We start from the raw sequence: 15,182 nt of genomic DNA on the forward strand, positions 1-15,182 counted from the left end.
AGCCGTCTGAACCAAACCGGCCGAGCGCTGCCCGGTCTCCTGCAAATAAGGCCGGTCTTCAAACGCCGGCCCTGAAATATTTCTTGTAATTGTATTTGCAGTAAATTCATTACCTTAATCCTTATTAAAAACCCCTCTTAACAATCGAAAGCACTATATCTATCCCAAGTTTGACTCCTCTCCATCGGGGTTTACTCAGTTTAGTTTACAGTCTCGTTTCGAGCGCTACCCCCAACCCCTTTGCATCCACCACCGGTGCCCGGCAGCTGGAGTTTTCGCAGATGTAGGCCGTAGCCTTTGTCCCTGGAAGCGGAGCCATCTTCTCAAGATGAGGTGTCAGTTCACGGATCCCACGGCCCTCCTCACCGGTAACGTTGAGCATCACCACCGCGCTGGGGAGATAGCAAGCGTTTACCATCCTGATCATTTCCCTGGTCTCCTGGGCCTGCGGGCTTCCGGCAATGACAATCTTTGTTACCGGCCCCTGGACAAAGAGGAGCGCCACCATTAAGAAAGAATAGGCCGAAGGCTGATTTGCCACTTCCCCGGCAAAGGCCGAAAAAATTTCGCGCCCCTTCTCCTCCAGGCTCTCATCTTCCGTGAGCCTCGCCAGTTTCAAAAGGATATAAGCAGCGACAGAGTTGCCAGAAGGAACGGCCCCGTCGTATATCTCTTTGGGACGGGTGATCAACTCTTCGGCGTCGGCTCCGTAAAAATAGAGCCCCCCACCATGGTCGTCCCAGAAAAGTTCGAGCATCTGACGACTCAGTTGCAGTGCACGGCGAAAGTACCTCACTTCGAAGGATGCTTCATAAAGCTCTAAAAGCCCCCATACGAAAAAGGCATAATCATCTAGATAGCCGGGAATAGCAGCCTCCCCATCCCGGTACCTGCCCAGCAGGCGGCCATCTCCCCGCACAAGTTTGGAAGTGATGAAATCTGCCGCTTTTTGGGCCATGTCTAAAAGGCCGTCATTCTGCAAAACTCTGGCCCCTCTGGCCAGGGCGGCTATCATCAGGCCGTTCCAGGAGGTTAAAATCTTGTCGTCTTTTAAGGGATGAGTTCTTTTCTCCCTCTCCTGAAATAGCTTCTGCCGGAAATCACCTAAAACTTCTTCGAGTTCCTTTGGGCCGTACCTCCTGTCATCCGCTACCTTCTCTATCCTGGTATGAATTAAATTAGGAATGCTTTTGCCCTCAAAATTGCCCTGGGGTGTGATATCATACACCCGGCAGAAGAATTCCCCATCATCAGAGCCCAAGACTCTCTTTATTTCGTCGGGCGTCCAGACATAAAACTTCCCTTCTACTCCCTCTGAGTCGGCATCCTCGGCGGAATAAAAACCGCCCTCGGGCGAAGTCATATTTCTTCGTACATAGGCAAAAATCTCTTCCGCCACCCGGGTGTACTCTTTTCTTCCGGTCGCCTGGTAAGCCTCCAGGTAAGTGTAAGCTAGCAGGGCGTTGTCGTAAAGCATTTTCTCAAAATGGGGAACTAGCCACTCTCGGTCGGTGGAATAACGATGAAACCCGAACCCTATGTGGTCGTATATTCCCCCTCTGGCCATGGAATCCAGGGTCTTTTCCGCCATCTCCAAAGCCCGGCGCCTGCCGGTCCTTTTCCAGAAGCGAAGCAAAAACAGCAAATTGTGGGGAGTGGGGAATTTAGGAGCGGGGCTGAAGCCTCCGTACTCCCCATCAAATCTCCCGGCAAATTCCTGATAGGCTCTTTCCAAAACCCTTTCGTCCAGTTCCCCCTCTCTGCTGCGGGAAACCTGTTCAAGGTACCCGACCAGCCTCCGGCCCGCTTCTTCAATTTGCTCACGTTTGCTTTTCCAAACTTTTGCGACTTCTTCTAAAATGTCCATCAGCCCCGGGCGCCCCCACCTTCCCCTTTTTGGGAAATAGGTGCCAGCAAAAAAGGGTCTTTTATCTGGAGTCAAAATAATGGTTAAGGGCCAGCCCCCCTGCCCCGTCATGGCCTGGCAGGCGGCCATGTAAATCTGGTCAACGTCGGGCCGCTCTTCCCGGTCCACCTTTATGGCAACGTAATGTTCATTTAAGAGCCTGGCCACCTCTTCATCTTGAAAGGACTCTTTTTCCATAACGTGGCACCAGTGACAGGTGGAATACCCTATGGAGAGGAAAACCGGTTTATCCTCCTTCCTGGCTTTGGCAAAGGCTTCTTCGCCCCAGGGGTACCAATTAACCGGATTAGTGGCGTGCTGAAGGAGGTAAGGAGATTTTTCTCTTATCAAACGGTTAAGCTTTTCCAAGTTACATCGCCATCCTCAGAATTCTTCCTGTGTGTTATTCTTCCCCGAAATGCCTGCCAGCAAGTATTTAAAAGCTGAAAAACGAGCCACATCTCCGCAAAGTTGAACTCATATCCCGATAGTAATACAATTAAGCTAAAGGTAATACTAAACCACGAAAGAAGAACGGTACCATGGCCATCGTCAAAATCACATCGAAGGGAGAGGTAGTGATACCTGTTGAGCTTCGGAAGAAATACGGGTTGTCTGCCCCGGGCACGGTCATAATAACGGAGTCCACATTTCGCACCCTATTCATGGTAGCGACAGAATTTTTGAAGAAGCTGATTAATCCACAAAATAACCGGGGATTCGTTTCACAGCATAATATATGCTCTCACCGAATCCGGCGAGTTTAAGCAAACGTAACACATTGCCGAACAAGACGGGAAGATCGACGGTAGCATTCTTCTACGCGGTACAAGGGTTTCCTGGCAACCAGGACGTTGACTACCAGGGCTTCAATCAGGGTGCCGGGTGAAAGACGACACTGTTTGGGGTCCCATTTGACCACTACACATGGCTGCTACCAGTGGAGCAGCGCCGGCATCCAGGATTTCGAAGTCTGGTATAAGGCTTTTCGTTCCCATTTCTCTCATGTTAATTTAAAAAAACCCTTTCCCTCTGCTCCACCCCGCATAAAATCTACATGGGATTTTCTGGGAGGGAATAAAGATTTTCCGTAAGGCAGTATTAAATTTCCTATAATTTGAAATTTGTATGAAAAAGTTGTTCCGAAAGGGCAAGGTCAAGGATAAAAGGGATAAGGGATAAGTGGCGTGAGGCTTCTAATTTCAAGCCTTTCACTTATCCCTTTCCTTATTTCTTTACCCTTTATCCTTATTTCTTCATTTATCCTTTTCCCTTAACACTTCCTCAACAGAACCCCCTTTTTTCGCATGGGTGAGGGGAATAAATGAGAAATACAATAAAATCGTTGTCCTATTTATTCGTTACTCCACCGTCACGCTTTTCGCCAGGTTTCGCGGTTTGTCGACATCGCAGCCGCGTTTGACGGCCATGTAGTAGGCAAAGAGCTGTAACGGAACCACGGTCAGCATCGGGGTCAACAGAGGGTCTTCACCGGGAATAACGAAGAGTTCGTCTGCTTCTTCTTCGATACCCGTAAGCCCTTCTTTTCCTATGCCTATTACCTCGGCCCCGCGGGCTTTGACCTCTTTAACATTAGATATCATCTTGTCTTGGAGTTCGTCCTGGGTTACGATCGCGATGACCGGCACCCCTTCTTCGATGAGGGCTAGGGTTCCGTGTTTGAGCTCGCCCGCAGCGTAGGCTTCGGCATGGACGTACGATATTTCTTTGAGCTTGAGTGCACCCTCCAGCGCCACGGCGTAGTCGAGTCCCCGCCCAATAAAGAAAGTGCTCGCGGTAGCGGCATATTTCTCAGCTATCGCTTCCACTGCACCGGCTTTTTCCAGGATGGCTTCTACCTTGTCCGCGATACCTCTCAGCTCCCGGACAGTAGAGGCTATTACTTCCTCCGGCAAGGTGCCCCGCTTCTGCGCCAGGTACAGGCCGAGAAGGTACATGACCAGGAGCTGGGTAGAATAAGCCTTGGTCGAAGCTACCGCGATCTCAGGACCGGCCCATGTGTAGATCACCCTGTCGGCCTCTCTGGCTACCGAGCTTCCCACCACGTTGGTTACAGCCAGCACTTTGATGCCCTTCTTCTTGGCTTCGCGCAGGGCGGCCAGGGTGTCGGCGGTTTCGCCCGACTGGCTTATCACGATGAGCAGAGATTTATCTCTCCACAATACATCGCGGTACCTGAACTCGGAAGCGATGTCTACTTCCACCGGCAACCGAGCCATCTGTTCTATGACGTGTTTACCCACCACCCCCGCATGGTAGGCGGTACCACAGGCCACGATAAATACATTTTCCACCCCATCCAAGCAGCAGTCGAGATCCACGTCCGAAAACTCAACCCGCCCCCCTTGAATCCGCCCGCGAAGGGTATCCCGTAAGGCTCGGGGTTGCTCCATTATTTCTTTGATCATGAAGTGGGGATACCCGCCTTTTTCCGCCGCCTCGGCACTCCACGTAACAGTGAACATGTCTTTGGCTACCCTCTTTCCTTCCCCGTTGGAAATGGCAACCCCGTCCCGGGTGAGGACCGCCATTTCCCGGTCTTCCAAGAGATAGACCTTCCGGGTCCGGTTCAGGATAGCCGGGATGTCAGAAGCCAGGTAATACTCGTTTTCCCCCACCCCTACGACCAGAGGGCTCTGGTTCCTGACTGCCACAATCTTGTCGGGTTCGTCCGCGCAAATGACTGCCAAGGCGTAGGACCCTTCTACCGCTTCTAAAGCCCTGCGCACTGCCTCCTCCAGCGAGCCGTGGTAGTGGTGCTCCACCAGGTGAGCCAGGACCTCAGTATCCGTTTCAGAACTGAAACGGTGTCCCTCCCTTTCCAGCCACCTGCGCAGACCGGCAAAATTCTCGATTATCCCGTTGTGGACCACGGCGATGCGTCCTCGACAGTCGGTGTGGGGATGGGCGTTGTCATCGCTCGGGACCCCATGCGTGGCCCAGCGGGTGTGTCCTATTCCCAGGCTGGACCGGGGGTGACTGCCGTTTAGCATCCCTTCCAGCCGCTCCAGCCTTCCTTCTTTCTTCAACAGCCACAAACGCTCTTCCTGAATTACCGCTATCCCGGCTGAATCGTAGCCCCTGTATTCAAGCCTTTTTAAGCCATCTATAATTACAGGCACAGCTTCGTTATATCCGATATATCCGGTTATTCCACACAATTTTACTACCTCCCCTGACTTCGGACTTTACCAGGAATCAGCCACAGATTAACACTGATATTCACAGATGAACACGAATTCTTCAATACTTATTAACTTTGGCCAAGGATAAACAAGACTTCCTATGCTACCTCTTCATTCTTCATGCTCAATTCTTCTGATCCGCCACTCGCCTTGCCTTTTGTCCCGACCGTTGCCGGTAGGTTTTGTAGCAAGGCTGACGATGGTGGCACACCGAGGGACCATCCGCCGATACTTTCGATAAGTCCCTTCCTCGTCACCCGGCACTCAACCCATGGCCTAATTTCGACGCTGATTAACGCAGATTAAATGGGCAACATTGGTATATGTCTGCGTCTATCCGCGTCTATCAGTGGCCATATGAGTGCCGGGGCTGGCGCTTTGTCGACACTATTAAAATATGAAAATCACCTCCCGGTAGTTACTTTTGGGCCAAAAGTATGGCCTTCCTTATCTCTTCGACCACCTCCTTCAGCATGAACTCATCCCGCCCCTGGGCCATGATCCTTATCTTGGGTTCGGTGCCTGAAGGGCGGACCAAAACCTTGCCCCATTCTCCTAACTGCGCCTCGACCCTGGCTATCACCTCCTTAACGTTGTCGTTATCCAGTATCCCTTCCTTATCTTTTAGGTCCACATTAACCAGAATCTGTGGCAATCTTTCCATCTCCAGAGCTAGTTCTGACAAGGGTAACCCAGTCTCGCGCATGACTTCAGCCAATTTCAACCCGGAGAGTAAACCGTCCCCGGTAGTGGCGTAATCTAGCAGAATAATATGACCCGACTGCTCCCCTCCCATGCGAGCCCCGGTTTCCATCATTTTTTCCAGTACATACCGGTCTCCGACCTGGCAATACTCTACCTCAACTTTCTCCCGGCGCAGGGCAATGTCGAGCCCGATGTTGCTCATCACAGTTGCCACTACCTTAGGAGGAACCAGCTTCTTCGTCCTCTGCCAGTGCAGCCCGCAGATTACCATTATTACATCCCCATCCAGGACATTACCCCGCTCATCCACAACTATAACCCGGTCTGCGTCCCCGTCATAAGCCACTCCAAAATCGGCCTTGTGTTCCAGAACCGCCCGTCGCAGCTTCTCTGGGTAAGTGGACCCACACCGGTCGTTGATGTTGATGCCATTGGGATGGTTACTTATAGAAATGACCTTGGCCCCCAGTTCCTCCCAAAGGCGGGGAGCCACACTATAAGCAGCACCGTTTGCACAGTCCACGACCACGCAGAGCCCGCTTAAGTCACGCGGTGCCCGGTAACAGCTTTTCAAGTAATCGATGTAGTTCGTTTCCGCTTCTGCCACCTCGTAGACCCGGCCGATGCCGTCACCAACTGGACGGGCCAGGTCATCCACTCCCTTTTTAACCAGTTCTTCAATCCTGTCCTCGGTTTCATCGGGCAGTTTATAGCCGTTCGCACTGAAAAACTTGATGCCATTATCCTCCATAGGGTTATGTGAAGCGGAGATAACCACTCCGCTCGAAGCTTCATACCTGCGGGTAAGGTATGCTACTGCCGGGGTGGGCACTATCCCGGCTTTGAGAACGCTCGCCCCTGTAGACAGAATCCCGGCGATCAAGGCCGCTTCCAGCATATCTCCCGATATTCTAGTATCTTTGCCGACCAGTATCCGCGGGTGGTCGAACTCCTGGGCCAACACGTAACTCCCAGCTCGACCTAATTTATATGCTAATTCCGGAGTAAGCTCTTCGTTGGCTACGCCCCGGACCCCGTCCGTACCGAATAACCTCCCCAAAACTTACCCTCCCTTTCGCTCGGCGCAGAATACCTCACAACGCTTCTCACTGTATCGCTATTGAGGAATCAAGCCGCCACTGTGGCTTTGTCGAGGGGCATTAGACCGGCTCGCTCAGAGACTCCTCGCATCAATAATACCATGATTGGCTTCGAGGGTTATCTTGTCAAGCGGTTTTTTATAGGTAGTGATGATAGTTTCTGCTACTCTCAACCCGTCTACCGCCGAGCTCACGATGCCCCCGGCATAACCGGCCCCTTCCCCGCAAGGATACAGTCCCCTGACACTGACCGAGCTGTAATCAGGCCCCCGCTCGATGCGTACTGGAGCCGAAGTCCTGGTTTCTACCCCTGTCAGCACCGCTGCCGGGTCAATGAATCCTTTCATTTTGCGTCCGAACTCCGTTATCCCCTTCTGCAGGACCCGGGCGAGCTCCAATGGCAGTACCTCCCACAGGTTGGCCGGGGTAACCCCAGGCTTGTATGTGACCCGGCCGTTCGGCAGTTCGGAACTACGCCGACCCGCCAGAAAATCCTCCAGCAGTTGAGCCGGAGCCTGGTATCCTCCCCGCCCTGCGGCAAAGGCCTTACGCTCCACCTCTTCCTGGAAGCTAACTCCACCAAGTGAAGTGCCATCCCAGTCCGAAGGCGCCACGGTCACCACCAAGGCACTGTTGGCGACGCCGGAGTCCCGGTCATAGTAGCTCATCCCGTTAGTAACCACCGTCTCTGGTTCGGAGGCAGCGGCTATGACGTATCCCCCCGGACACATGCAGAAGGTGTACAAGGAGCGGCCGGTTTCCCGGTCCTGGTAGGTGAGGTGGTAGTCGGCAGGTCCCAAGCGAGGATGTCCTGCCCATTGCCCGTATTGGATGGTATCTATAAGGGCCTGGGCGTGCTCGACCCTCACTCCAACGGCAAACCCCTTGGGCACGAGGCTGATGTTGCGGTCGGCTAGGAGCCGGTAAACATCCCGAGCGCCGTTGCCGGTGGCAAGCACCAACACCGAACAAGGGACCTTGACCCGGTGGTTGACGGTTATCCCCCGCACTCTGCCCGCAGCCCAGTCGATGTCGGTAAGGCGGGCACCGAAGTAGACTTCGCCTCCCCACTCGAGGATTTGGCGACGCATCCCCTCCACCACCTTGCGCAGCCGGTCGGTCCCTATGTGAGGCTTTTTCAAGTAGCGAATCTCCTCCGGGGCCCCAAAGTTTACAAAAGTCTCGAGCACCTTATCTACCCGCTCATCCCCAATGCGGGTGATCAACTTGCCGTCGGAAAAGGTCCCGGCACCGCCTTCCCCGAACTGGACGTTCGATTCCGGGTTCAAAACCCCGTTCTGCCAGAACTCTTCTACATCCTTCGCCCGCTTTCTTACCTCGCGCCCCCGCTCGATGACTACAGGCCGGTAGCCGTATCGCGCTAGTCCTAGCGCACAAAAAAGACCTGCAGGCCCAGAACCGACAATAACCGGCGAGTAGCGCAGGGTCTCTTCCCCTTCCCTCAATTTAACGGGTAGGCGATCCTGAATTATCGATACCTCCGGTGACGCCAAAACCGCCAGGTCCAAATCGGCCCGGCTGGAAAGCTCTACATCAACCGTATAGACCAGCACCACCTTTTGCCGGCGGGCGTCCACTGCCTTCCTGGCTATGCTCCAATTCCTTAGAGAAGCCGGTTTGACCCCCAGCCTGCCTGCGGCTAAATGCTTGAGCCGGTTCTCGTTTTCTTCCAAGCCCAGCCTCAGGTTACGAATCCTTATCTTCATGGGCTCTCCTCTTTAGTAACCGGTTTAACATCGACCATGACCCGGACCCGCTCCGGGAATGCCGAGACACCCTGGGGAACGGTTACAGCGGCCTCTTCCGTGAAAGGAAGGGTATGTCCCTCCAGGCTGACGGGGGATGTCGTCACTTGCAAGGAAGGAGCCGGGGTGCCGGGAGGCCCGATCAAAGTGACCTCGGACGGCTCTGCCCGTATATCCCCCAAAACGTAGCCGTCCGGCAGCTTGCCCGTCAGAGTAGGATTAACCGCAACTTTGGTCAGGGTACGTTCTTGGCCCACAACCACGTAAACCTTTACCTGGTCTGGGATCAAGGTGATGTTATCCGTTACGGTTTCCCCCCTCGCATCTACCGCCCGCGCCGGAGCATAGAACGAAGATGTTTCAGTCCGGTCAGTCAGGTCCAAAAACGTCACCACTGAGGCTACCTTTCTCACCACTTCTTGCGGCCCTTTTACCAGGCATTTTTCTGGGACCGTAATCATGCCTTCTACAGTATAACCGGCGGGCGGAAGTTTCTGCACCCGGCAGGTCACGGGAAAGATGTTTTCTTCGGTCTTAAAAACCTGAACCTTTACCTGTTCCGGCCGGATCTTGGTCACCCGGGCCCCAGGGACGGGCTCCACTTTGACCGGCAGGGTATAGATGCCGGGCTCCAGCCCTTTGAGGTCAATGTAGGCGTTTATGTCCGAGGCTTCTTTAGGAGTACCAATTACTTCCACGGAAACCTTGTCGGTATGTGAAGCCTTCAGACCTTCCTCGAGATTGATATGGTTGAGCTTGACTCCCGTGATCTCGTTGCGGGTGATGATAACGTTCTCGTTGGTGACGAACAGCCACAGCATCACCGCCAGCACCAACGAAATAATCTTCAAACCGGTGGTATTCTTCTTACTCCCGTTCATTTGGCCACCTCAAAACCTTGAAAACCTCGCTTTTGCGGTCTCTTTTGCCCAACAATTCTCGTTCAAGAATTTCCCGCACTCCCTTCTGGTCCAGATCGCGGCTAAGCTTGCCCTCGAGAGCGCAGGAAACACTCCCCGTCTCCTCCGACACTACTATGGTCAAAGCATCGGAAACCTCGGTGATGCCAATACCGGCCCGGTGCCTGGTTCCCAGGTCCTCGGCCAAGTTAGGGTTGTCGGTCAAAGGCAGAAAACACCCAGCCCTAACTATCCTTCCGTTGCTTACAATAACCGCCCCGTCGTGCAGAGGCGTCTTGGGGGTAAATATGTTGACCAGCAACTGGGAGCTGACCAGGGCATCCAGCGGCACGCCGCTTTCGATGTAGTCTTTGATACCCGTATCTCTCTCGACGACTATCAAGGCTCCGGTCTGAGTTTGAGAGAGGATAGCAACCGCTTTAAGTATTTCTTCTATGACCGTGTCTCTATCGGTCCAGCGGGAGGTTGTGCCAGCAAAAAAATGGCCCCGTCCCAGTTGCTCCAGAGCCCGGCGCAGCTCGGGTTGGAACACAACCGGTAAAGCCACGAACAGCATGGTCCACATCTTTTCCATTAGCCAGCCCACGACTTCCAGTTGCAGGTACCGAGAACCGATAGAGAAAACGAGTAGCAACAACAGGCCCTTCAGCAGCTGTTCTGCCCGGGTGCCCCTGATCAACAAGAGTAAGCGGTAGAAAAGGTAAGACACGATGAGTATGTCCAGTAAAGAAAGCACGACCTTTATTGGGTCGGTGATGAATTCTGACAATACCGCGATGTCCAGGAAACTGCCCCCCTGTCTAGATTCTTGAACAACCTAAATTCCGCGTTCGGATGAAAAAAAGAAGCATTGACATCAAACCCCAGGGCTTCTACGATATATTTTAAGTATTCGCGTGAGGTTTTGCAAAATAAGGAACAGGTTGCAATTTATTAGAGGAGGATAAAATAGACAAGTGGGAACTGTTCTCGTAGGCACCTGCGCCTGGAGCGATCATACCGATTTTTACCCCCCTGGTCTAAAACCCACCCGACAGCTAGAATATTATGCCCAGTTTTTCCCGGTAGTGGAGATCGACAGCACCTTCTACGCGCTTCAGCCCGCTCGCAATTTTGACGGCTGGGCTAGAAAAACTCCGGAAAACTTTGTCTTCGATGTCAAGGCCTACCGGGTGATAACCAGGCACGACCGTTCCCCTATGGACAAGGATGAGCTCGCCTACATCGTCAATCGCTTCGCCTCTTCCCTGACTCCTTTGGAAGAAGCGGGCAAGCTGAGGGCGGTTCTGCTCCAGTTTCCCCCGTTTTTCGTCTGCAACCCCCGGAATATAAGCTATCTTCTATGGTGCCGGGAGCGGCTGGCCTCCTTCACCCTGGCGGTAGAATTCAGGCACCGCTCTTGGTTTGAGGGCGATACGCGCGACCAGACCTTGAAACTGCTCGCCGATAACCGCCTGGTCAACGTGGTCTGCGATGAGCCCCAGATTGGGCAGGGCAGTGTACCGATGGTAGCAGAGGTAACCTACCCGAAACTCGTAATCTGCCGTTTCCACGGCCGCAACGCTCAGATGTGGTACAGAAAAGGCCTGAAAACGAGCGGCGAGAGGTTTAATTACCTGTACTCGGATGAAGAACTCGAAGAGCTTCTCGGACGAGTCCTGCCCCTATCTGAGAAAGCAGAAGAAATGCACATACTGATGAACAACAACTTCGGCGATTATGCGGTGAGAAATGCCCTGCGGATCCGGGAGATGCTGGGGATCAACCACAGATGCACACAGATGGAGCCTGATTAACACGGATACATATTAGAGGCTGATTGACGCAGATTTTACTATTTAATTTATGATTTTGCTGCAATAACCCCCTCGATCGACCAGTATTTTCCTGTATATAGTTCTAGGACCAATAATAACAACAATATGTAAGGCTAAAACTCTGTGGTTGATCCTTTTCGCAGTGAAATCATTTATATCTGTGCTAATCAGCCCGGCACTCAGCTGGACGAATTGTAACATGCCAGCTGATCCCGAAAACGCTAGTCGCTGATCAAGACTTGAGCTGAGTGCCGGGTCAGTGTCCATCTGTGGCCGCAAATCAGCGTCAATCTGCGTCTAATAATCGTTTCATCCTCTTGGCCACTACGCTGGTCGCGTTGCCTCTTTTTTGCAAAACCCCTTCTACTACCAGCGGCGTGGTTTGGGGAGAGAATATAAGTCCTCCGTAGCGCTGATACACGTCTTCGAAAACCGTCACATCGGTGAGGCCGAACTCGTCCTCCAGCGACATAAAAACGGTAATCCTGCCGCTTTTGGTAGGGGGCCGGTGGGGGCAGAGCAGTACCCCTGCCACCTTTACCCATCTCCCATCTGGAAGAGCTGCCAGGTCCCGGCTACTTTTGAAGCCGTTATTCTTTAGGTAACCGCGGAACCTGGCCATAAGGTGCTCCCGCGGGCTCAAACCTAAGATTTCGAACTCCATCGCGTATTTTTCGTCCTCGGTAAAATCGGGGATGTCCATTTTCGCGCCTGCCGCCTCGCCGTCATCGAAGGCTATAATCCCCTCTTTTACGTTTCCCGCCGGTTGGGGTCGAAAATACAGCTTTCGGGCCTTGACCAATAGCCGGCGCCGGTTGGTATCGAACACATCTAGGGCCCCGCACTTTATCAGGTTCTCCATCTCGTCCCGGGCCAGCCCGGTTTTCTCCCAAACCTCGATCAGGGATGCAAACGGCCGGCAAGCTAGGATTTTCTTCAAGCCTTCCCGACTGAGACCTTTTACCCGGGAGAGCGGGATCCGGATGCCGCCTTTTTCCACCTGGAAGGCTTCCCCGCTCCTGTTGATGCAGGGCGAGAGTATCTTTATCCCCCGCCGCTTGGCTTCGTTCACGATAACGTGAGGAGGGTAGTAACCCATGGGCTGGTTACTGAGAACAGCCGCATAGAATTCGGCCGGGTAATGGCGAAGCAGGTATGCGGTCTTGTAACTGGTAGTGGCAAAAGCAGCCGCGTGGGCTTCACAGAAGCCGTAGCTGGCGTAACCGGCCATGGCCTTAAATATCGTCTCTGCCACTGCCTGGGACACCCCGTTTTTCACCGCTTTCTTGATAAACTCCCGCCCCACCTCATCCATCACTTTCTGGGAACGGGCGTGGGTCATCACTTTACGCAGGCGGTCGGCCTCTCCCGGAGTGAATCTGGCAATCGCGGTGGCAATCTCGATCACCTGCTCCTGAAAAAGGATGACCCCGTAGGTCTTGGCCAGGATAGGCTCGAGCGCGGGGTGCAGAAAAGTCACCGGTTCCCGGCCCTGCCGACGGGATATATAGGGTTCTACCATGTTGCCTTTGATCGGCCCCGGCCTTATAAGGGCCACGCTGGCCACGATGTCCTCGATATCAGAGGCCCCCAGCCGCGCCTGCAGAGCTCTTTGGGCCGGGCTTTCCAGTTGAAAAACGCCGATGGTTTCACCTTTGTTTATCATGCGGTAGGTAGCATCATCGTCCAGGGGTATTTTTTCGTAGTCGAACGTTTTCTTTTCCTGCTTGACTGCCCTTACCGTGTTTTCCACCGCCGACATCGCTCGCAAAGATAAAAGGTCGAGCTTAACGAGTCCCAGTTCTTCTACATCGTCTTTGTCGAACTGGGTCACTATCTCCCCTTTGGCCGACCGCTGGAGCGGGGTAATATCGCAGAGGGGCTCCCGGCTCACTACCAGCCCTCCCAGGTGGGTACCCAGAAAACGGGGAAAACCGGCCACTCTTTCACACAGGTCCAGCAGCAACGTGAATTTATCCCTATTCAGCCCGCTCTCCCGCAGCTCCGGCAGCAAAGACAGCATATCCCTAATCCGATCGGCGTAGGCACCATAAGGGAGCCTCTTGGCCACACTGTCCAGTTCGGCTTCGGGCAGCCCCAAAGCTTTGCCCAATTCCCGTACCGCGGATCTTGCCCTGTACGTGCTGTAAGTGCAGACCTTCGCCACCTTGTCCTGCCCGTATTTTCGGGTAACGTACTCGGAAATGCGGTCGCGCCAGCGGGCATCGAAATCGATGTCGATGTCCGGCTTCTCCGCCCGCTCCAGGCTCATAAACCGCTCGAACAAAAGCCCCCGGGCCAGGGAATCTACCTCGGTTATCCCCAAACAATAGGCGACAAAAGAATCGGCGACCGATCCCCGCCCTGCATGCCGTATCCCCTGCCGGCGGGCGTATTCGACTATATCCCAAACCACTAAGAAATAGTCGGCATAACCCAGGGTATTGATGATGTGAAGTTCGTGTTCCAGCCTCTCTTCGACCCTTCGCGTTACCCGGCCGTACTTTTTCCTGGCCCCGCGGTAAGCAAGTTCTCTAAGAAGTGACTCCGCCGTCTGGCCGGGAGGCGGGTTGAATTTAGGGAAAAGAGGGGCACCCGGTTCCAGACAAGGCCGGCACCGCTCCGCTATCTCCCAGGTATTAGCTACCGCCTGCGGGTACTCCCGAAAAAGCTTCTTCATTTCCCGTTCTGGCTTGAGATGGTTCTCGGCATTGAGCGGGCGTTCCGGGTGTACCTCGTACACCCGGGTTAAGGTCCGGACGCAGGTCAGGATGTCGTGAACCTTAAAGTCCTCCGGATACGCGTAGTGGACGTTGTTGGTGGCCACCACGCCCACCCCCAGTTTCTCAGCCAGTTCGGCCAGGTTCCGGTTTAAGGTCCTGGTGCCGGGCAGGTAGGTATCTTGCAGTTCCAGGTAGAAGCCGTCTTTTCCCCATATCTCCAGGTAAGTTAGAGCCGCCCGGTAAGCGGCATCGTAATGGCGGGAAAGTATCAAGGCCGGTATTTCCCCTTTACGGCAGCCCGAAAGGGCAATAAGCCCTTTCGCATGTTTTCTCAGGGTGTCGAGGGTTACCTGGGGCTTGCCCCGGGGGTTTCCCAGGTGGGCTTTAGTCAAGATGCGGCAGAGGTTCCGGTAACCTTCTTTATCCTCGGCTAAAAGGGTAAGGTGGTATCCCCCGGCTACGGTCACCTCCGCCCCCTGGATAGGCTTTATTCCCGCTTTTTGGGCTTCTAGCTTGAACTGGACCGCGCCGCACAGGTTGTCGTGATCGGTCAGGGCCAGGGCCGGCATGCCTGATTCGGCTGCCTTCTCTACCAGGCTCTTGATTGAGCTCCCCCCGTCCAGAAATGAAAAACAGCTGTGCACGTGAAGATGCACGAACATCCTACCACCTGCCCCAAGAACGAGCCACAGATGAACTCAGATAAGCACTGATTAACACAGATGTTTATATTTGACGCTGATTAACGCAGATTTTTTAATAATTAATGCATACGACTTAAAATTGCGAGGAATGCGGTTCATTTTCTGGTAGTGATACCGCTTGGTGTATATAAGGGGGGTTGCGTAAATCAGCGTTTAAATCAAAAATAAATCTGTGTTCATCTGCCCGGCACTCAGCTGACTGACATTGTAACATGCCACTGGTTCCCGAAAACCCTAGCCGCTAATCAAAGACTTGAGCTGAGTGCCGGGTCAGTGTCCATCTGTGGTTTACTTCCGGAGCAGACCCCCATGACATCTGGCGGTATCACCACTAG

At 53.6% G+C, this 15,182-nt stretch carries 8 protein-coding genes; 1 reads left to right on the plus strand and 7 read right to left on the minus strand.

Translation table 11 applies throughout. The features are described from left to right. Positions 1 to 205: 205 nt before the first annotated feature. The 6 genes from HPY90_RS04845 to cdaA all read right to left on the minus strand — a co-directional run bounded on the left by HPY90_RS04845 (position 206) and on the right by cdaA (position 10,372). Entirely contained in the window at positions 206 to 2,275 is a 2,070-nt protein-coding gene (locus HPY90_RS04845) for a thioredoxin domain-containing protein (protein WP_287191873.1), read from the minus strand. Positions 2,276 to 3,267: 992 nt separating this feature from the next. Beyond that, positions 3,268 to 5,088 (minus strand): glutamine--fructose-6-phosphate transaminase (isomerizing), encoded by a 1,821-nt coding sequence (gene glmS, locus HPY90_RS04850; protein WP_287191877.1) that lies wholly within the window; start codon positions 5,086 to 5,088, stop codon positions 3,268 to 3,270. Between the two features lie 442 nt (positions 5,089 to 5,530). Next, a complete protein-coding gene (gene glmM / locus HPY90_RS04855) occupies positions 5,531 to 6,877 on the minus strand; it encodes a phosphoglucosamine mutase (protein WP_287191881.1) in 1,347 nt (448 codons plus the stop codon). Positions 6,878 to 6,991: 114 nt separating this feature from the next. Then, a complete protein-coding gene (locus HPY90_RS04860) occupies positions 6,992 to 8,644 on the minus strand; it encodes an NAD(P)/FAD-dependent oxidoreductase (RefSeq protein ID WP_287191884.1) in 1,653 nt (550 codons plus the stop codon). Beyond that, the gene (locus HPY90_RS04865; RefSeq protein WP_287191887.1) at positions 8,641 to 9,564 is read right to left on the minus strand and encodes a CdaR family protein; all 924 of its coding nucleotides are present in this window, start codon (positions 9,562 to 9,564) and stop codon (positions 8,641 to 8,643) included. Before HPY90_RS04865 ends, HPY90_RS04860 begins: the two co-directional genes overlap by 4 nt. Further along, positions 9,551 to 10,372 (minus strand): diadenylate cyclase CdaA, encoded by an 822-nt coding sequence (gene cdaA / locus HPY90_RS04870; RefSeq protein WP_013176284.1) that lies wholly within the window; start codon positions 10,370 to 10,372, stop codon positions 9,551 to 9,553. The genes HPY90_RS04865 and cdaA overlap by 14 nt, the downstream gene beginning before the upstream one ends. 187 nt (positions 10,373 to 10,559) lie before the next feature. Between cdaA and HPY90_RS04875 the strand changes: the two genes are divergently transcribed. Further along, positions 10,560 to 11,399 (plus strand): DUF72 domain-containing protein, encoded by an 840-nt coding sequence (locus tag HPY90_RS04875; RefSeq protein WP_287191890.1) that lies wholly within the window; start codon positions 10,560 to 10,562, stop codon positions 11,397 to 11,399. Positions 11,400 to 11,706: 307 nt separating this feature from the next. Here HPY90_RS04875 and HPY90_RS04880 read toward each other — a convergent pair whose 3' ends face one another. Further along, entirely contained in the window at positions 11,707 to 14,805 is a 3,099-nt protein-coding gene (locus HPY90_RS04880; protein ID WP_287191893.1) for a DNA polymerase III subunit alpha, read from the minus strand. Positions 14,806 to 15,182 lie beyond the last annotated feature (377 nt).

The sequence above is a fragment of the Syntrophothermus sp. genome (genome assembly GCF_013314835.1).
Taxonomy (GTDB): Bacteria; Bacillota; Syntrophomonadia; order Syntrophomonadales; family Syntrophothermaceae; genus Syntrophothermus; species Syntrophothermus lipocalidus.